At 35.3% G+C, this 20,783-nt stretch carries 15 protein-coding genes and 1 pseudogene; 12 read left to right on the top strand and 4 right to left on the bottom strand.

The window, feature by feature from the left end; translation table 11 throughout:
• The first annotated feature begins 50 nt into the window (after positions 1–50).
• From trpC to trpA, 5 genes and pseudogenes are all read left to right on the top strand, one after another.
• Complete coding sequence (gene trpC, locus E0F89_RS15555; RefSeq protein WP_131910650.1) at positions 51–836, top strand: indole-3-glycerol phosphate synthase TrpC; 786 nt, start codon at positions 51–53, stop codon at positions 834–836.
• A 74-nt stretch (positions 837–910) separates the two neighbouring features.
• Positions 911–1,573: pseudogene (locus E0F89_RS17515) on the top strand (phosphoribosylanthranilate isomerase); the annotation flags it as partial.
• Positions 1,574–1,639: 66 nt separating this feature from the next.
• Positions 1,640–2,821 carry a tryptophan synthase subunit beta gene (gene trpB / locus E0F89_RS17510; RefSeq protein ID WP_317126103.1) on the top strand — a complete coding sequence of 394 codons (1,182 nt, stop codon included), beginning with the start codon at positions 1,640–1,642 and terminating at the stop codon, positions 2,819–2,821.
• A 238-nt stretch (positions 2,822–3,059) separates the two neighbouring features.
• Positions 3,060–3,380: a gamma-glutamylcyclotransferase family protein gene (locus tag E0F89_RS15545; RefSeq protein WP_131910649.1), complete on the top strand. Its 321-nt coding sequence runs from the start codon at positions 3,060–3,062 to the stop codon at positions 3,378–3,380.
• A gap of 105 nt (positions 3,381–3,485) precedes the next feature.
• The gene (gene trpA, locus E0F89_RS15540) at positions 3,486–4,247 is read left to right on the top strand and encodes a tryptophan synthase subunit alpha (RefSeq protein WP_131910648.1); all 762 of its coding nucleotides are present in this window, start codon (positions 3,486–3,488) and stop codon (positions 4,245–4,247) included.
• Between the two features lie 179 nt (positions 4,248–4,426).
• On the opposite strand, the gene E0F89_RS15535 is transcribed toward trpA, so the two are convergent.
• From E0F89_RS15535 to nagB, 4 genes are all read right to left on the bottom strand, one after another.
• Positions 4,427–5,071 carry a hypothetical protein gene (locus E0F89_RS15535; protein ID WP_131910647.1) on the bottom strand — a complete coding sequence of 215 codons (645 nt, stop codon included), beginning with the start codon at positions 5,069–5,071 and terminating at the stop codon, positions 4,427–4,429.
• 561 nt (positions 5,072–5,632) lie between these two features.
• Positions 5,633–7,309, bottom strand: a complete 1,677-nt coding sequence (locus tag E0F89_RS15530) for an amino acid permease (RefSeq protein ID WP_131910646.1) — start codon at positions 7,307–7,309, stop codon at positions 5,633–5,635.
• 188 nt (positions 7,310–7,497) lie between these two features.
• Positions 7,498–10,413, bottom strand: coding sequence for an FAD-binding and (Fe-S)-binding domain-containing protein (locus E0F89_RS15525; RefSeq protein WP_131910645.1), 2,916 nt, complete (start codon positions 10,411–10,413; stop codon positions 7,498–7,500).
• A 257-nt stretch (positions 10,414–10,670) separates the two neighbouring features.
• Complete coding sequence (gene nagB, locus E0F89_RS15520) at positions 10,671–12,596, bottom strand: glucosamine-6-phosphate deaminase (protein WP_131910644.1); 1,926 nt, start codon at positions 12,594–12,596, stop codon at positions 10,671–10,673.
• Between the two features lie 512 nt (positions 12,597–13,108).
• On the opposite strand from nagB, the gene E0F89_RS15515 reads away from it, so the two are divergent.
• From E0F89_RS15515 to E0F89_RS15485, 7 genes are all read left to right on the top strand, one after another.
• A complete protein-coding gene (locus E0F89_RS15515) occupies positions 13,109–14,380 on the top strand; it encodes an acyltransferase family protein (RefSeq protein WP_131910643.1) in 1,272 nt (423 codons plus the stop codon).
• Between the two features lie 144 nt (positions 14,381–14,524).
• Entirely contained in the window at positions 14,525–16,057 is a 1,533-nt protein-coding gene (locus E0F89_RS15510) for a glycoside hydrolase family 10 protein (protein WP_131910642.1), read from the top strand.
• A gap of 27 nt (positions 16,058–16,084) precedes the next feature.
• Positions 16,085–17,353: an MFS transporter gene (locus E0F89_RS15505; RefSeq protein WP_131910641.1), complete on the top strand. Its 1,269-nt coding sequence runs from the start codon at positions 16,085–16,087 to the stop codon at positions 17,351–17,353.
• A 162-nt stretch (positions 17,354–17,515) separates the two neighbouring features.
• The gene (locus tag E0F89_RS15500; RefSeq protein WP_131910640.1) at positions 17,516–19,129 is read left to right on the top strand and encodes a glycoside hydrolase family 3 protein; all 1,614 of its coding nucleotides are present in this window, start codon (positions 17,516–17,518) and stop codon (positions 19,127–19,129) included.
• A 138-nt stretch (positions 19,130–19,267) separates the two neighbouring features.
• Positions 19,268–19,906, top strand: coding sequence for a peroxiredoxin (locus E0F89_RS15495; RefSeq protein WP_131910639.1), 639 nt, complete (start codon positions 19,268–19,270; stop codon positions 19,904–19,906).
• Between the two features lie 87 nt (positions 19,907–19,993).
• Positions 19,994–20,302 carry a thioredoxin family protein gene (locus tag E0F89_RS15490; RefSeq protein WP_131910638.1) on the top strand — a complete coding sequence of 103 codons (309 nt, stop codon included), beginning with the start codon at positions 19,994–19,996 and terminating at the stop codon, positions 20,300–20,302.
• 152 nt (positions 20,303–20,454) lie between these two features.
• Positions 20,455–20,712, top strand: a complete 258-nt coding sequence (locus E0F89_RS15485) for a DUF6952 family protein (RefSeq protein ID WP_131910637.1) — start codon at positions 20,455–20,457, stop codon at positions 20,710–20,712.
• The last annotated feature ends 71 nt before the right edge of the window (positions 20,713–20,783 follow it).

Genomic DNA, 20,783 nt, shown 5'->3' with positions numbered 1-20,783 from the left:
TACGGATAACTTCAAACCTTAAACAAAGAAAACTTGAAACAATAAAATAAATGAATATTTTAGATAAAATCATAGTTGACAAAAAAAGAGAAGTCATTCTCAAGAAATTGATTATTCCTGTTACACAATTGGAATCTTCGGTTTTCTTTGAAAAAAAGACTATTTCTTTGAGCAGCAATTTAAGAAACAGCAACTCAGGAATCATTGCCGAGCACAAACGCCGTTCGCCTTCTAAAGCAGAAATCAATTATAGTTTTACTGTTGAAGAAGTAACCAAAGGATATGAAAATGCAGGTGCTTGCGGGATTTCGGTATTGACGGATGGAAAATATTTTGGTGGTTCGTTAGACGATTTACTTTTGGCAAGAGCCACAGTCAACATTCCATTATTGCGAAAAGAATTCATTGTTGATGAATACCAAATCTTGGAAGCAAAAGCACATGGAGCAGATTTAATTTTGCTTATTGCAGCGGTTTTAACCAGAGACGAAATCAAATCATTATCTGAATTTGCCAAAAGTTTAGGACTCGAAGTTTTACTGGAAGTTCACAATCAGGAAGAATTGGAGAAATCGATTATGCCAACATTAGACATGATTGGTGTGAATAACCGAAATCTAAAAACATTCGAAGTGAGTTTGGATTTCAGCAAGCAATTAGCAGCGCAAATCCCGGATGATTTTGTAAAAATTTCCGAAAGCGGAATTTCATCTATTGAAGCCATAAACGAATTAAAACCTTTTGGTTACAAAGGATTTTTAATTGGAGAAAATTTTATGAAAACTGATAATGCAGGAAAAGCAGCAGCGGAATTTATTTCAAAATTAAAAAATTAAAACTAGCCACGAATTTCACAAATTAACACGAATTCAAGAGGTGAAAATTTGTGAAATTTGTGGTAAAAAAATAGATGAAAAAAAACACTGACAATCAAGATACTTCCGCTCCCTCACATTCAGGGAGTCCCGAGACTTTGGGAGGATTGGGGATAAAAATCTGCGGTATGAAATATCCCGATAATATAATTGAAGTAGGTACGCTCCTACCCGATTATATGGGATTTATATTCTGGGAGAAATCAGCTCGGTATTTTGATGGTGTGATTCCAGATTTACCCAAATCGATTAAAAAAGTAGGCGTTTTTGTAAATGAAAGCATAGAAGTTATTTTGGCGAAAGCCCAGAAATATAATATGCAAGCCATTCAATTGCACGGTCACGAATCGGTTGAATTTTGCCAGGAATTGAGGGATAATCTGAATAGTTCAATTGAAATCATCAAAGTATTCTCTGTTGATGACGCTTTTGATTTTGAGGTATTGAAACCCTTTGAAACCGTATGTGATTATTTCCTTTTTGATACCAAAGGAAAATTACCAGGCGGAAACGGAACCACATTCGACTGGAAAGTCTTAGAAAAATATCCTTCAAGCAAACCGTTTTTCTTGAGTGGCGGAATTGGAATTGAGGAAATGGAAGCAGTGAAAGAAATAGCAAAAACTAATTTACCGCTTTACGCCATTGATGTAAACAGTAAATTCGAAATAGAACCGGGATTAAAAAATATAGAATTATGTAGAAATATACGTAGAGACGCACTGCAGTACGTCTCTACAGATAACAAAATAAAAAATAAAATTATGTCATACAACGTCAACGAAAAAGGCTATTACGGAGAATTTGGAGGTGCTTTCATTCCTGAAATGTTATATCCAAATGTTGAGGAATTACGCCAAAACTATTTAAAAATTACAGCTGAACCAGAATTTCAAGCTGAATTTGACTCTTTACTGAAAGAGTATGCAGGCCGACCAACACCTCTTTATTTTGCCAAACGCCTATCAAAAGAATACAACACTAAAATCTATCTGAAAAGAGAAGATTTATGTCACACTGGTGCGCATAAAATTAACAATACGATTGGACAAATATTGTTAGCCAATCGTTTAGGCAAAAAACGAATCATCGCTGAAACTGGTGCCGGCCAACACGGCGTAGCCACTGCCACTGTATGTGCTTTAATGGGTCTGGAATGCATCGTGTACATGGGTGAAATCGACATCAAACGTCAGGCGCCAAATGTAGCTCGTATGAAAATGTTAGGTGCTGAAGTTCGTCCGGCAATGTCAGGATCAAAAACCTTAAAAGATGCCACAAACGAAGCCATTCGGGATTGGATTAATAATCCTGTTGACACCTATTATATTATTGGATCTGTTGTGGGACCGCATCCTTATCCTGATATGGTAGCGCGCTTTCAAAGTGTTATTTCTAAGGAAATCAAAGAACAATTATTGGAAAAAGAAGGTCGTGAAAACCCTGATTATGTAATTGCCTGCGTAGGTGGCGGAAGCAACGCTGCTGGAACTTACTACCATTTCTTAGAAGATGAGGACGTGAAAATCATTGCCGTCGAAGCAGCCGGTTTAGGCGTAAATTCAGGGGAAAGTGCCGCCACATCGGCCCTAGGAAAAGTGGGTGTTATTCACGGCAGTAAAACACTGTTGATGCAAACAACGGATGGCCAAATCACCGAACCGTATTCCATTTCTGCAGGACTGGATTATCCGGGTGTAGGTCCAATGCACGCAAATTTATTCGCCACCAAAAGAGCACAATTTATCTCCATTACGGATGATCAAGCCATGCAATGGGGAATCAAATTATCCAAAATGGAAGGGCTTATTCCCGCCATTGAAAGTGCGCATGCCTTTGCCGTTCTCGACGAGATGAAATTCAAACCGGAAGATGTGGTTGTCATTAATCTTTCCGGTCGCGGTGACAAAGATTTGAGTACTTATATCGATTATTTTAAATTATAACTGGGTTGACTCTGAATTCATTTTACAGTTTATCCCGGCTTTATTTCGGGGTTTATCCCGAATTTATTTCGGGGCGTTACCTCGCTTTCACTAGCGTTTCAGCGCGGTCAGGCTTTCCGTTGCAATCTTTTTTATCTCGTTAAAAAAACGAGACAAAAAAGGATTTCCACTTTAATCCTTAACGCAAACCCAACAGCAATAAAAATTACGTTTGTTCACACTTTCAAAAATAGAAACTATGGAAAAATTATTCGCTTACGGCAGTTTACAAAATGAAGACATACAAAAAGATCTCTTTGGACGTATTCTGGAGGGAACTCCTGAAACGTTAATTGGATATATTGTAAAAAAAATTCAAATTGAAGAAGAATTTGGACTAGTACACTATCCCATTATTACAGAAACTAATAAACCCGAAGATACTATCAACGGAATGGTGTATTCTGTTTCGTCACAAGAACTTCGCCAAACAGATCTGTACGAAGGATTGCACTACAGACGTGTTGAAGTACAGTTGCAATCCAACCAAAAAGCTTGGGCATACAGTGCCGCAATTTAAGGCATTGAAAATTAAACCTACAAGGTCAAAAAAGAGCTTGCAGGATAACGATAAATGACCTGCAAGGTTTCTAAAACCTTGTTGATCTGATAAAAAAAATAAATAATGAACCGAATAAATCAAAAATTAAAAGAGACTAAAAAGATACTTTCCATTTATTTCTCGGCGGGATATCCCAATCTAAACGATACGATACAAATCATTCAGGATTTAGAAAAAAATGGCGTCGACATGATTGAAATCGGATTGCCGTTTAGCGATCCATTGGCTGATGGCCCAACGATTCAAGCTAGTTCTACACAGGCGTTGAATAACGGAATGACAACACAAGTCTTGTTTGACCAACTAAAAGACATTCGTAAAACAGTATCCATTCCTTTGGTGATTATGGGATATTTCAACCCAATGTTGCAATACGGAATTGAAAATTTCTGTCAGAAATGTGCCGAAATTGGCATCGATGGATTAATCATTCCTGATTTACCGGTTGACGTGTATGCCGATGAATACAAAACTACTTTCGAAAAATACGGATTAAAAAACATCTTCCTTATCACACCACAAACATCCGTAGAACGAATCAACTTTATTGACAGTGTTTCTGATGGATTTATTTACATGGTCAGTTCAGCGAGTGTTACGGGATCGCAAACTGGTTTTGGAAGCGCTCAAGAAGAATATTTCAAACGCATTGCCGACATGAATCTAAAAAATCCTCAAGTAATTGGATTTGGAATTAACAACAAAGAAACCTTCAACCAAGCCACACAATATGCCAAAGGAGCGATTATAGGAAGTGCCTTCATTCAGCATTTAACCGAAAATGGAACTGGAAAAATTGAAGAGTTTGTACAAGCGATTCGATAAACAACTTCTTTTATATAAGATGAAACGCCGTTTAAAGTTGATTTAAACGGCGTTTTTTTGACCAAATAATACAGTAATTTAATTTACAACAATCTATTTTGTCCGTAATAGTAAAATTAATAACTGAAATTTATCAGACCTATCTACTAGTTAACAAAAAATATCAAAAGAGTGATAAATCAATAATTTAAGGTATAAGTTAAATTTTTAAATTTTTTTGGGTTTAAAATAAAACTACCTGAATTTAAGACTTCGGAATTGCTGTTAAAGGTTTTATACAATATCCAGTTTATTTTATTTTCTTCATTACCAAACAGCGTTAAAACCTTATTTGATGGATTTATTAGCTGAAAAATTTCTTGTGCATAACGCAATTCTCCATCAATTTTTATAAAAAAAGTACATGTACTTGGATATTCAGCATTAGCTATAAAATTAATATTAACCCAAGCTTCCGGTTGAATTACATATTCTTTACTCCTTTCAATGTTATGATAATGTTTTATCCAATACATTGGTTTTTCTATTATAATGTCTGCAAATGAATTCTTAGGAAAAGTACATTTGCAAATACCATTTTTATCGGTTACGCATGAAGACAATTGCTCTTTCTCTATACAAGTGCCGAACTCAACATCGTATTTTTTACAAAAATAGATGCTAAATTTTACTTCTGGTAAAGGTATATTGGTTTTATATTCTTTAACTGTAACCGATTCGACTATATTGTGATCAAAATTTGCATCTAAGTTAACATCTGATGAACATCTTACATTTAAAATTAGAAATTCAAAAGTCATTAGGTAAAAAATATACTTTTTCATTCTTTTTGTTTTTAGACCTTATTAACAAATTATAGTATGAATTGAAGTAGAAAAAGCAGAACAAATAACACATAAATTTACGAAATATTTTTTTATGATTTTATAAAATATTCAAAATCAATTATTTAAAAAATATTTCATAGTGGATTTTTAGCTTCCGCAAAATGAGCCAAGCTGCGAAACATTTCTTGTAAAGAAATAAATTTATCAAAAGTTGCGCAAAACGCATTTGACTTATTGCAATTTAACAAACTTGATTGAAAAAATAAACCGTCCTGATACCTTTGACTTTCCCCCAAATAGCGATTTGGAATTCGTTTCAAAATAGCTATGGTTTCACTGCCTGCTTAGCTCGAAAAACTGTATACTCCTGGGAAGAAGTAACTAACTGGAATTACCGAAAACCAAAACAAATAGTAAACAAACACGGTAAACTCATCTGGAATGGAACCGATTGTAAGTCCGCTAAAATTGCGGAGTTGCTGTTAATTTTGGAGAGAAATTGAAAAAAGAAATATCCATTTCTGGAGCAGAAACGGATATTTTTAACCTTTTATTTAATTACTTGTTGAGATTCAATTTACTGTTTTTATATCCGTAAATAAAGTAGAATACTAATCCAATCAACAACCAAACACCAAACCATTTCCAATTAGAAACTGCCATTCCGGTAAGTAAATAACAGCACGAAATTAATCCCAGTAACGGAATTAAAGAAAGGTTTTTAAGGAATGATAAAACCGCCATAACAATACACAAAATAAAGAAAATGATCATTGTGCTATTTGCTGCCATTTTATCGGCGGATAAATCGAAAGTATCCGCAAAAAATGTTGGAAATAAATACTGAATTAAGAATGCAGTAACCACAACCAGCAGAGGAAAAATAAACTTGGAGTTAATGTATGGAATTTTAAACTTGCCGTTGATCTTACGCTCCGCAATTTCAGCTTCGCTTTGAGGTGATAACATCAACACCCCGCCACAAACCAACACAAAAGCAAATAAAGTCCCGATACTGGTAAAGTCCAAAACAAAATTTTCGTCTGTGAAGAATATTGGAATTCCAACCACTAAGCCTGTTATGATAGTTGCAAAACCCGGTGTTTTGTATTTTGGATGAATCTCGGCAAATTTCTTTGGCATCAGTCCATCACGACTCATTGTCATCCAAATACGCGGTTGTCCCATTTGAAAAACCAACATTACACTGGTCATTGCCACCACGGCCGCAATGGAAACAATAAACAACATCCATTTTACTCCTTTTAATGCAAATATTTCAGCTAAAGGATCGCTTACACCTAGCAAAGTATAGGAAACCATCCCTGTAATGACCAACGCTAAAATGATATATATAACGGTACAAACCAATAGGGAATAAATCATACCTCGAGGCAAATCCCGTTGCGGATTTTTGCTTTCTTCTGCCAATGTTGAAACGGCATCAAAGCCGATATAAGCGAAGAAAACAGCCGAAACACCACCCATAACTCCTTTGAAACCATTTGGCATAAATGGCGTCCAATTGTCAATATCCACATAAAAAGCGCCAACAACAATGACCAAAGCTATTATCACCAATTTAATCATCACCATGACATTGCTGATATTTCTGGACTCTTTTGTACCTCGATATACTAAATAAGTGATCAATATATTGATTACAACAGCCGGCATATCAAAAATTATTTTCAAGCTGCCGAGCATCGGTGCGTTTTGCCAAGCATTAAACCCTTCTCCAGCTTTATTTTCCAAAAAGGCCGAATGCGCAGATTGGTAATTTATCGTCAGCCATTCCGGCAAATAAATCTGAAAAGTTTCCAACAAATTCGTAAAATAACCACTCCAAGAAAAAGCAATATAGATGTTTCCGATAGAATATTCCATAATCAATGCCCAGCCGATAATCCATGCAAACAATTCCCCAAAAGAAACATACGCATAGGTGTAGGCACTTCCCGAAACGGGAACTCTTGCAGCAAATTCGGCGTAGCACATAGCGGTAAATCCACATGCGATAGCACAAATGATATACAGGATAACTACTCCGGGACCTCCCGAAAAACAGGCATTTCCAATCGCGCTAAAAGTTCCTCCGCCAATGATCGCAGCAATCCCAAAAAAAGTCAGATCTCTGACCGTAAGAACCTTGCGTAGTTCCGTATGATCTCCATCGCCACCTTGCTGTAGTATTGTTGTTGTTGATTTTCTTCTAAATAAACTTGAAAATGCCATATCTAAATTTTATCATTAAAAATTAATCTATTTGTATTTTTTTTTACTTGCAGTTTGCAATAATATAAATTTTGTTCGGATATAGTAATAGAAAAGAATTTTATTATTATTTTTTTTAAAACAACCTTAAGATAATTATTGGCAAACTAAAGTCAGTCCCAATTTATCAGTCTGTAAAGAAATAGATCCTACTTCAAACAACTTCTTAAAATGGTCACCGGATGCAATGCTTTCCTATTGGTTCCGTCAAAAATCTGATGGCGACAACTCGTTCCTGCAGCGGCAATGGCTGTTGTTGGTTCAGTTGCTCTAATTTTTGGGAACAACGTATCCTCGCCCATTTGCATACTGATTTCATAATGTTCTTTTTCATATCCAAAAGAACCTGCCATGCCACAGCAACCCGAATTATAAATGGTAACCGAACTGTTTTTCGGCACATTCAACATCGCAAAAGTCGCTTCCATCGTACTCAATGACTTTTGGTGACAGTGTCCGTGGATTTTTATTGCTTTTGCCTCATCAGAAAATTGTTCTGCATGAATTTTACCTTTTGTAATCTCATTCTTGAAAAATTCTTCAATCGTAAAAACATTTTTGGCTAATTTTTCAGCGCCTTCTTTATCATCTGCCAAGCGAATATATTCGTCTCTAAAGGTCAATATAGCTGAAGGTTCGATTCCTATCAAGGGAAAATCTGCAGTAATGTAATCCGAAAAAACAGCAACGTTTGTATTCGCAATTGCTTTTGCTTCTTCTAGAAACCCTTTAGAAATAAAAGCTCTTCCACTTTCTTCATGATCTACCAGAATCACTTCATATCCTAATGCTGTCAATAACTCATACGCATCAATTCCAACCGAAACGTCATAGAAATTAGTGAATTCATCGCAAAACAAACATACTTTTCCGTTTACAAAAGAATTACTTGGCGCCTGATTCCAATTTTCCTCGTACCATTTTCGAAATGTCTTTGGAGCCAAAAGCGGCACTTCTCTTTTGGAAGCAATTCCCATGCTTTTTTTCACCAAAGGCAAATTCACCATGAAATTCGTAAACCTTGGAGTAATACTTCCGAGTCCATTCAATTTGGCGTTAAAAGCAAAAACTTTATTGCGCCATGAAAATCCATTTGCTTTTTGGTATTGGTACAAAAACTCTGATTTTAAAGCCGCTACATCCACATTACTGGGACATTCGCTGGCACAGGCTTTGCAACTCACACACAATTCAAATACCTTATATAATTCTTCGTGGTCAAATTTATTGTCTTTTTCGGAATGCGTCAAATATTCTCTCAGCGCATTGGCTCTGGCGCGCGTCGTATCTTTCTCATTTCGGGTGGCGCGGTAACTTGGACACAGAGTCCCGCCTGCCGATGGTAATTTTCTGCAATCACCGGAACCATTGCATTTTTCCGCAGCACGCAAAATCCCCATACTATCCGAAAAATCCTGAATCGTTTGTATTTCAGGTTCCACTCTGCCCGCTTCCACCCTCAGATTTTCATCCATTTTGAAAGCGTTGACGATTTTCCCCACGTTTAAGATGGTATTGGGATCAAAAGCGTGTTTGATTCTTTTTAACAATTCATAATTCTGCTCACCAATCATAAAAGGCAAAAACTCGCCACGTACAATTCCGTCTCCGTGTTCCCCGCTCAGCGAACCTCTGTATTTTTTAACCAAAATAGCAACTTCGGTTGCGATGTTTCTAAATTGATGCAGTCCTTCTTTTGTTTTTAAATTTAAAACCGGTCGCAAATGCAATTCTCCGGCGCCGGCATGTGCATAATAAATGGCGCTCTGCCCGTGACGCTCCATCATCGCCGAGAATTCGGCAATATAATTGGGTAAATCACTCAACTCAACGGCAGTATCTTCAATAGAATCGGCCGCTTTGTTGTCGCCAACAATGCTACCTAAAAGTCCGAGACCCGATTTTCGCAACTCATTAATTTTATCAATATCAGTTCCGTAAATTTTTGGCAAAGCATACCCAAAATTATTTCTTTGTAAATCAGCGATTAAAGCATTGGCTTGCGATTCGGCGTCTTCCATACTGTGATGCGACGCCACTTCGAGCATGATAACCGCTTTTGGTTCGCCTTGAATGAAAAATCTGTTTTTGGCTTGTTCTCTGTTGGTTTTCGTGCAATCTAATATCGTATCATCCATCATTTCACAGGTATACAAATGATGTTTCATCGCGGTAACCACAGCTTCTAAACTTTCCTGAATGGTATGAAAATGGGCCACGACCATCACATTATTCGTTGGTGGCAGCTCGTCCACTTTCAGTGTGATTTCGGTGGTAAAAGCTAACGTTCCTTCGCTGCCGCAAAGGAGTTTTCCTAGATTTATCGTGTTTTCGGTTCCTCCAAAAAGTTCCGATTTCAATAATAAATCAATCGCGTATCCGGTATTTCGTCTGTGAATTTCAGGTTTCGGAAATTCCTTGATTATCTCTTTCTGGTTTTCTGTATTGGTAAGTTCCTCATAAATAGTCTTGTAAATGGAGCTTTCGAGCATGTTCCCTTTTGTATTTTCAATGAATTCCGCCGAAGTCAGTTCTTTAAACACTGCCAAGCTTCCATCACTCAAAATCGCTTTAATCTCGACGATTTTATCTCGGGTAACTCCATAACGAATCGATGTGGTTCCAGATGAATTATTGCCCACCATTCCTCCTATCATACAACGATTTGACGTCGAAGTATTGGGTCCAAAAAACAATCCGTGTGGTTTTAAATATAAATTCAGTTCATCACGAATTACTCCCGGCTGAACTGTTATTGTCTTTTTTTCTGCATCAAAAGCAACAATCTTGGTGAAATGTTTCGAAACATCGACAATTATGCCATTACCCACTGTTTGACCAGCCAACGAAGTTCCGGCAGTTCTGGGCGTGATTGAAATCTTATTTTTTGCTGCAAAGCGAATAATTTTTACAATATCATCCTCTGATTTTGGAATCGCTACAGCATCTGGTATCATCCGATATGCAGAAGCATCTGTGGCATACAATGTTTTATGCAGATCATCATATAAAAGTGCTCCTTCTAATGACTGAGATAATTCTAGTAATTTAGGCGTAATTGACATTTTGTGGAGTAAATTGCTATTATTTTCACAAATATAAATTATCGCGAATTATAATTTAATGATTTTAGTAATAATTCTTGAAGTTTACTATTTCCTTTTGCGAAATAAGCCTCATTCAAATAAACAAAAGAAAATATAAATATTTGGAGACTTGTAAAACATGATTAAAAACGAAATTAACAGATATAAAAAGTAATTTAATTGGGATTGTAGGCAAGTTGGGTAATAATTCTACCCAACTTGTTTAAAAAATTTTTTTAGTAATCAAAACGTTTAAAGGCCTCCATAGCCTGATATTCAGCTAATCCCAAATCATCATAGAGCTTTGCAGTATGCTTGTTCCGGTCTTCGGCACGTACCCAAAATTCTCTGGAGTCGTTTCCTTGAAACATCACTCTGTCTTTTTGGGATTGATGGTATAAAATAGCATGTCTTTTCAGTAAAACTTCTTCCGGACTTAGTGGAACTGCCATATCAATATCGTGAATTTCCCACTCATGCCAAGCACCGCTATACAACCACAACCAGCAATCATTCATGAATGGATTCGGCTTGAGCTGTTTCATCGCGCTAAGTATCGCATTTAAGCAAACCTTATGAGTGCCATGCGGATCAGATAAATCACCCGCGGCAAAGATTTGATGCGGTTTTATTTTTTCAATAATGGCGGCGACCATTGCGATGTCGTCTGCACCTATTGGACTCTTTTTTATTTGACCGGTTTCATAAAAAGGCATATCGAGAAAATGAATGTTTTTAGCTTCCAGTCCGATATATCTTGTTGCTGCGTGCGATTCGCGGCGTCGGATCAATCCTTTCAATTTTCTCACGTCCTGCGAATCCGTCTGATTTTCTGATTTATTGTTTAAGAAATTAATGATGTTCGGAAAATTGATTATACCTTCATTGTTTCCTATGAAATCGTTAGCAACTTCAGCAAATTTTAATGCTTCATCATCTGTAACAGCTATGTTTCCTGATGTTTGATACACCACATGTACCTCATGTCCCTGCTTTATCAATTTAGAAAAAGTACCTCCCATAGAAATCACATCATCATCCGGATGCGGGCTAAAAAGGATTACTCTTTTCTTGGCAGGATTGGCTCTTTCAGGTCTGTTGGAATCATCCGTGTTGGGTTTTCCTCCGGGCCATCCTGTAATAGTATGCTGCAAAACATTAAACATATTAATATTCAAGTCATAGGCAGATCCTTCTTGTGCCAATAAATCAGACATTCCGTTATTGTTATAATCTCTATCTGTCAGTTTTAATATTGATTTTTTTGTTTCTTGGCAGAGCCAAACAATTGCTTTACTTTTTAATTCAGGGGTCCAAATACAGTCATCCACTAACCACGGCGTTTTAAATCGGGTTAGTTCAGAAGCGGCAGATTGATCTAAAACAAAAGTGGTATTGGTATGGTTTTGCAAAAATGTGGCGGGAACTTCTGAATTGATATCTCCCTGAACTGTTCTCTTAATAATTTCGGCTTTATTTTGTCCCCAGGCCATCAGCACAATTCTTTTGGAAGCCAGGATAGTCGAAACTCCCATAGTAATCGCTCGTTTAGGAACATTATCAATGCCGTTGAAATCCGATGAAGCGTCAACTCTTGTAATATGATCCAGCGTAATTATTCGTGTTCCTGAATTAATATGGGAACCCGGTTCATTAAATCCTACGTGACCTGTGCGACCTATTCCCAACAGCTGAAAATCCAGTCCGCCTGCCTTTTTAATTTTCGTTTCATAATCAACACAATACTGATTCAGATTTTGAATTGCAACGGTTCCATCGGGAATATTAATATTTTCCGGACTGATGTCAATGTGATTAAATAGATGCTGATGCATGAAATAATGATAGCTCTGATTATTCTCTTTAGTCATTGGATAATATTCATCCAAATTAAAAGTCACTACATTATTAAAACTGAGTCCTTCCTCTTTGTGCATTCGCACCAATTCTTCATATACTTTAACGGGAGAGGAACCAGTCGCCAAACCTAAAATGCACAATTTATTTTTGGCCTGTCTGGATCTTATTAATTCTGCAATTTCCAACGCCACAATCTCTGAAGCTTGTTGTGAATTTTTAAAAATCTCATTATGAATTTTTTCAAATCGGGTTGTTTCGTATTTTCCTGGTTTTACATACGTCAAAGTTTGAATTGCACTCATAATTATTGGTGTATTTAAGAAAGTTATCACAACAAATATAAAGAATTGTCTCTTATTTACTTATGTTTCTATTGCTTTAACACTTTTAAAAAAATTAAGTATTTTTGATAAAGATATTGCAGTAACTAAGCGGGAAACAGACGATTCTATTAGCAATATCGTAAAACATCTGATTTCCAATTTTTGACAAAGGCCACAGAAAATCCAAGAATTTAAAATGAATATTAGAATCGTATAATGCAAGTCATCGCTAATACTCCTTTATCCTTAAAAAAAGAATATGAATCCAATGATTTACGTTTATATCGTAAAAGAATAATTAGCAAAGAAGTTTAAAAAGAATCCACATGAATCAACGAAAGGAAATAAATTATCTAAAGAAAAAATTCGAGAATATATGCAGTAAATAATTCAGCAGTATATTGTAAAATAAAATTGTCAATGCCTATTTAAGTATCCTTAATTTAATACGTTTAAAATGATTAAATTAACCCAATAATCTAATTTTAAAAATGACAAAAGAGCGTTTAATATCACTTGATGTATTCAGAGGGTTCACCATTTTGTTGATGACTATTGTAAACAATCCGGGAAGTTGGGGTTCTATTTATCCGCCGTTCAAACACGCCGAATGGCATGGCTGTACTCCTACCGATTTAGTTTTTCCGTTTTTTATTTTTATTATGGGGACCGCAATTCCTTTTGCAATGCCAGATAAACAATTTGACTTTGCCGTTTTTAATAAAATTCTCGTACGCTCGTTACGGATTTTCTGTTTAGGATTATTTTTAAACTTTTTCAGTAAAATAGAGTTATTTGGATTAGAAGGAATCTCTCTGTTAATACTCAGGTTGGTAATAACTTTTGCAGTGGCTTATGCGCTTTTAGGAAACTTTTCTTTAAAAATTAAAACATATTTCGTTGTTGCAGTTTTTGCAACATTACTATTTTTGGCATACAGTCAAATAGAAGCTTTTCAGGACGTACGGATTCCCGGCGTTTTACAGCGAATAGGGATTGTTTATTTCTTCATCGCTATTTTGTATTTGAAGACTAATCAAAAAACACAACTTATAGTTGCTGCATTGATTTTACTGACGTACTGGATTTTAATGGCTTTTGTCCCTGTTCCGGGATTTGGCGCGGCAAATTTTGAAAAAGGCACCAACCTAGCTGCCTGGCTGGACAATTTACTTTTGAGCGGACATATGTGGAGTTATTCCAAAACTTGGGATCCGGAAGGGATATTGAGCACCTTACCCGCGATAGCCACCGGGATTTTAGGAATGTTTATCGGGCAAATATTAAACTTGCCAATTCCGAAAATTGAAATTGCCAAAAAAATTGGAATTACAGGTATTGGTTTAATAATCATCGGTTTAATCTGGAGTATCATCTTTCCGATAAACAAATCGCTTTGGACAAGTTCTTACGTATTGTATTCCGCTGGTATCGCTACAGTATGTTTAGCAATATTATACTACACAATTGATATTGCAGACTATAAAAAATGGGCGACTTTTTTTTTAATTTGGGGGGTAAATCCTATGATTGTGTTCTTTTTTTCGGGAATTATTCCAAGGGTTTTAAGCTCTATTAAAATTCAGAATCCAGACATATCTGCTGAAGAAATCAATCTTCAGAATTTAATTTATAACTTTTGGATTGTGCCCATTTTTGAAAATCCGTTGGATGCGTCACTGACATATGCGTTAACTTATGCCGTTTTTTGGTCTCTTATTCTCTGGTTTTTTTATAAAAACAAAATGATTTTCAAAGTATGATACCATCAAGTAATACAACTAACTGATTTATTAAAAAAACGGCAAAGAAATTGCAGCAGGAAAATAAGTCAAATTTTATCTGGATTTTAACGGGCTGATTTCACTAAAAAAACTATTTTTGAATACTTAATAAACACAACAATAATGAAGAATGTCAAGCATATCGGATTACTTATTTTGTTTCTTTTACTTTCGGTTTTGAATGTAAAAGCACAGATGCAAGTCACAAATCCTAAAAATGAATTTAGAGCCGTTTGGATTGCTACCGTAGTAAATATTGACTGGCCGAAAATGAGTACTGATAATGTTGCCAAACAAAAAGCAGATTATATTGAAATTTTAGACGCTTATAAAAAACTGAATTATAACGCTGTAATTGTCCAAATCAGAAGCGTTGGAGATGCATTTTATCCAACCGAATTAGCACCATGGTCCCGTTTTTTGACCGGAAAAGAAGGTCAGGCTCCAAAACCTTATTTTGATACACTAGCTTGGATGATTGCTGAAACGCATGCGAGAGGTTTTGAGTTTCATGCCTGGATGAATCCATATAGAGCTACGATGGATTACAATACGTCGCTATTGAGTCCGCAACATGATTTTTTCAAGCATCCGGATTGGATGATTAAATACGGCGGGAAATATTATTACAATCCGGCATTACCCGAAGTTCAGAACCATTTATTGGCTATTGTAGAGGAAGTTGTGGAAAAATATGATATTGATGCGATACATTTTGATGATTACTTTTATCCGTACAGAATAAAAGGAGAGGTATTTAACGATACCGCCTCTTTCAAAAAATATGGAAACGGATCAAGCATTGAAGATTGGAGACGTTCGAATGTGAATAATTTTGTAAAATGTGTTTCCCTTTCAATAAAAAGTATTAAACCATGGGTCCAATTTGGCATCAGTCCATTTGGAGTATGGAGAAATAAATCAGTGGATCCAAGAGGTTCTGAAACTGAAGCTGGACAAACTAATTATGATGATTTATTTGCTGATCCGTTAGCCTGGATGGAAAACAAATGGATTGACTACCTCGTTCCACAATTGTATTGGAGTATGGATCATCCAAAAGCTTCTTATTCAAAATTATTGCGTTGGTGGTCTGAAAATTCAACAAATACCGCAATCTACATTGGAAATGGAACATATAAAATCAATACAGATTCTGATAAAAGATGGAACAATCCAAAGGAAATTCCGAATCAGATAGACATCACCCGATCGTATAAGAACATTCAGGGGAATGCTTTTTTTAGCGCCAAATCATTTTTGAATAGAAATCAAAATGTAACTAAATTATTAACAGAAAACCAATATAAATATCCTGCTCTTCCTACTGTGGTTCCAAATTCCATTAAAACAATGGCTATTGTTCCCACAGCGAATAACATTTTGACAGATCCTATTTCATCACGATTTAATGTCACGTATCCTTTGTACAGTAAAGTGCGCTATGTTATGGTTTACGGGGCCAAATTCAACTCAAAAATTGATTTAAATGATCCTAGTCAAATTATTGACAAAATAGCATTTAAAGAGGATACCGACACTGTTGAGGTTGTGATTCCAACTTATAAATTAGATAAAAATACAACCTGCGCCATTACATTCATTGATTTTTATGGTAATGAAAGTGAAGCTACTTTAGTGAACTTTACGCTATAAAATTTAATCGAATATAATTCGCTAAAAATGAGAAACGACAAAAACCCTTGGTATTGGATTCCGTTATTAAATTTTGCATCCGGATTTCCGTATGCCATCATTATATCCGTTTCGGTGATTATGTACAAAAGTTTGGGCATCGATAACGAAGATATCGGAGTGTACACCAGCTTACTATATTTGCCTTGGGTTATTAAGCCATTGTGGAGTCCTTTTATAGATTTATATGCCACTAAAAGAAAGTGGTTTCTTGCGATGCAATTGGTGATTGCAGTTGCCTTTTTGGTTGTGGGATTAACCATTCCGCTGAGTAATTTTTTTGTACTGAGCCTTGCAATATTTTGGGTCGCGGCATTTGCTTCGGCGTCAAATGACGTGGCAAGCGATGGATTTTATATGTTGGCTTTGGCCAAAGAACAGCAATCATTCTTCTTAGGAATCCGAAGTACTTTTTACAGACTTTCAATGCTTACCGCCAATGGATTAATCGTAATTCTGGGTGGTTTTCTGGAGCAGAAATATGGAGACAAAAGCAAAGCTTGGTCCTACACGATGATAGCTGTAGCTTTGATTATGGCTTTCCTGACTATCTATAATTTTTTGACCACTCCAAAAGTAGAAGAAACAAAAGTTACAGTCGAAAAGGAAAACAAACAAAGTTTTGCAGCTGTTTTTAAAACCTTTTTTCAAAAGAAACAAATCGGAATCATATTATCGTTTATCCTTCTTTTCAGATTAGGAGAATCTCAATTATTAAAAATGTTAACTCCTTTTTTAATAGATGATAAAACAAAAGGCGGCATGGGACTCACCACCGAAGATGTAGGTATCATTTATGGAACATTTGGAGTTGCTGCGCTGGTAATAGGCGGAATTCTTGGCGGAATAGCCATTTCAAAAGGAGGGCTTGGCAAATGGATGTTACCGATGATTTTAGCCATGCACTTACCGATAATAGGATTTATATTGCTTTCTCATTTTCACCCAACTTCCGTTTTTTATGTTTATTTAACGGTAATTGCGGAACAATTTGGATATGGTTTTGGTTTTGCTGCGTTTATGATGTACTTGATTTATGTTGCCGATGGCGAATCTAAGACGTCTCACTACTCTATCGCAACCGGATTTATGGCTTTGGGGATGATGCTTCCGGGAATGTTAAGCGGTTATATTCAGGAATATTTGGGATATGGAAATTTCTTTATTTGGGTATTTATAGCGACCATTCCAGGAATAATATTATCGCGACTCTTAATTTTTCCGGCTGATTTTGGAAAAAAAGCTGTACAAGAATAAACAAACTAGCTTTTTTTTTCAAACATATAAGTCATGTAAATTTATTTAAGTAAGTCTCTTACAAAACAACTGTTTTTGTAGTTATTATTCTTTAATTATTTATTCTAAATAGTTTGACTTAAATGACTTATATGTTAAAATTAATTTCATATTCACTTCAAAATGACATTAGAACAAAAAATAGGACAATTTTTCTTTCCTGCGGTTTTCATCAATGATACCGAAGAAAATATTCAAGCTACCGAACGTTTAATCAAAGAACATAATATAGGTGGATTGACTTTTTTTCACAGCCGAGCCAGCGCTGCAACGAATTATGAAACCAAGAAAAAAATAGTATTTAATGATGACAGTTTTCGACGTTTAAAAGAACTCATCGTCAGATATCAAAATTGTGCAACTACTCCTTTACTAATGAGCATTGATGCCGAATGGGGTTTAGCAATGCGCGTCGAAAAAACACCTCAATATCCGTATGCGATTACACTTGGCGCATTACCAAACAGCGAAAAAAATTTGGTTTACGAAGTTGGAAAACAAATTGGTTTGGACTTACAATCAGTTGGAATCCATTATAATTTGGCGCCGTTGGCGGATATCAATAATAATCCAAATAATCCTGTAATTGGGTACCGTTCTTTTGGTCAAAATAAAGAAAAAGTAGCTGATTTTGCGCTGGAATATCTTAGAGGAATGAATGATGTCGGGATTTTAGGATGTCTCAAACATTTTCCAGGACACGGAAATACCAATGTTGATTCGCATTTAGGATTACCGATTTTAAAAGAAACATTGGAAGAATTATTAGCCAATGAACTAGTTCCGTTCCTAAAAGGAATCGAGAATGATGTCGATTCGATTATGATTGGTCATTTGGCTGTTCCTGCTTTGAACGAAGGAAAAGACACTTCGGCAACCTTATCAAAATCAGTGATTGAAACACTTTTGCGAAAGCAATTAGGCTACGACGGATTGATTATTTCGGATGCGTTGAATATGCACAGCGTTTCCAAATTATATGACCAAAAAGGACAATTGGAGTGGGAAGCTTTTAATGCCGGAAATGATGTGTTGTGCTTCGCCGAAAATGTTCCGGAAGGCATCCAGGAAATACTAAAAAATGCAAAACCTGAAAGAATTGAAGCCAGTTTTCAACGCATTTTGAAATGCAAACAAAAAGCAGGAATTGTGGATAAAATACTAAGTTTACCAAACCTTTCTGAAACTGATTTTAATTTTGAAGCGACTTCTAAATTGAATCTAAAAATTGCTCAAAATTGTATTACAAAAATAAAAGACAACAACAATACTGTGACGGTTTTTGATGCCAAAAACACCGGAACTCTTGCCAAAATAAGCATCTATAAAAATTCAGACAACGAATTTTTCAGGAGCTTGTCTAATGCTTTGTCTTCACCGGAATTTAGTTATGAAACTGGCGGAGATTTGATATTGGATGAATTAAAAACAGAATTAATCAAGTATGATACTGTGATTGTCTCCTTATTTGTTCCAAAAGCAAAACCTTTAAATAATTTTGACATTGAAGATTCTGTACTTCAGTTTTTAGGAAACTTATTTAGTACGCAAAAATGTGTTTTATATGTTTTTGGAAATCCTTATGTGTTGCAAATTATTCCAAAACTTAAAAATGCTTCAGGAATCATTCAAATGTATCAGGATTTTTCAGAATTTCAGAAAGTCGCTGCTGAACAACTTTTATCGGACACAAAATGCAAAGGAACTCTGCCTGTAGAGATTAACTATATTAAATAAAGGTTTTGAAATTTCAAAAATTATTACATAGTAAATTTCTATTGTTAAATAAGAATTTATAATCAAATGTTATTGTTTGAAACCTTTTATATAGACTACTTTTGCACCAACAAAAAAACAATCAAAAAAGTAAATAATATGTCATTAGTAGGTAAAAAATTCCCAAGTATTGCAGTAGACGCTATCTCTGAAATGGGTGATAATTTAAAAATCAACATTTTCGAAGAAGCTGTAAATAACAACAAAAAAGTACTTTTATTTTGGTATCCGAAAGATTTTACATTCGTTTGCCCAACTGAATTACATGCTTTTCAAGCTGCTTTACCAGAATTCGAAAAAAGAAATACAATTGTAATAGGTGCATCTTGTGATACTAATGAGGTACACTTTGCTTGGTTAAATACTGCAAAAAATAACGGTGGAATCGAAGGCGTTACGTACCCAATCCTTGCAGATACCAACAGAAACTTATCAAACATACTAGGAATTCTTGATATTGAAGAAACGGGTTACAGCGAAGAAACAGATTCTATTATTATCGAAGGATCTAACGTTACTTACAGAGCTACTTACCTAATTGACGAAACTGGAAAAATTTTCCACGAAAGTGTAAACGATATGCCATTGGGTCGTAATGTAAATGAATATTTACGTATGGTTGATGCTTACACGCACATTCAGGAAAAAGGAGAAGTTTGTCCTGCAAACTGGGAAGCCGGAAAAGAAGCAATGAGTGCTGACAGAAAAAGTACTGCTGAATACTTAAGTTTAAACTAATTCAAAAACAATGTTAATTGCAATATCAAATTTCAATTAATAATATTGAGTGTTGTTATTGCAATTGCATTTTTAAATTTAAAAAATATGTTAATCGAATTAACCGAAGATACGTTACAGGATTTAATTGCAAAAGACGAAAAAGTAGTGGTTCAATTTTCGGCCTCATGGTGCGGTAATTGCCGAATTATGAAGCCAAAATTCAAAAAATTAGCTTCTGAAAACGAAACAATTACTTTTGCTCTTGTTGATGCTGAAAATTTTCCTGAATCCAGAAAATTAGCGAATGTTAGTAATTTACCTACTTTTGCCACTTTTGTAAATGGAAAACTGGTAAGCGAAACACAAACAAATAAACAAGAAGTGCTAATTGAATTAGTGAACGAAATAGTTTAATTAGATCATTAGACTAGCTTAGATTTTTAGACTTTTAAATAATAGATTCCTTGAATCTTTTACTCAAAAATTTAAAGAATTTAAGAAGTCTAAAATTCTAAAGATCTAAATATCTAAATATCTAAATATCTAAAAATCTAAGAAGTCTAAATATGAAATTACCCGTAATAAAGCATTTAACGCAGTTTATAGAAGATAATGATGAAGATTATATCATCGAAACAATCGAAGTTCTGGAAGCAATGACTGAAATTTCGTCGTTGAAAGATGAAGAATTAGATGTCATAGGGGAATTAATTTCTAATATGTACGGCGCATTAGAAGTAAACAAATTAGTTAAAACCGGAACTGACAAAAAAGAAGCTTTAAACAGTTTCATGAAACGTGTTTTGGGTTCTATCGATAAATAAAAGATTTTGTTATTTAATTCTAAAAAAACGCACTCCGCAACGAGTGCGTTTTTTTATTCAATAAAGCGAAA

The sequence above is a fragment of the Flavobacterium caseinilyticum genome (assembly GCF_004349085.1).
Taxonomy (GTDB): Bacteria; Bacteroidota; Bacteroidia; order Flavobacteriales; family Flavobacteriaceae; genus Flavobacterium; species Flavobacterium caseinilyticum.
Note: the sequence above shows the minus strand (reverse complement) of the source record. Positions and strands in the feature narration are given on the sequence as shown.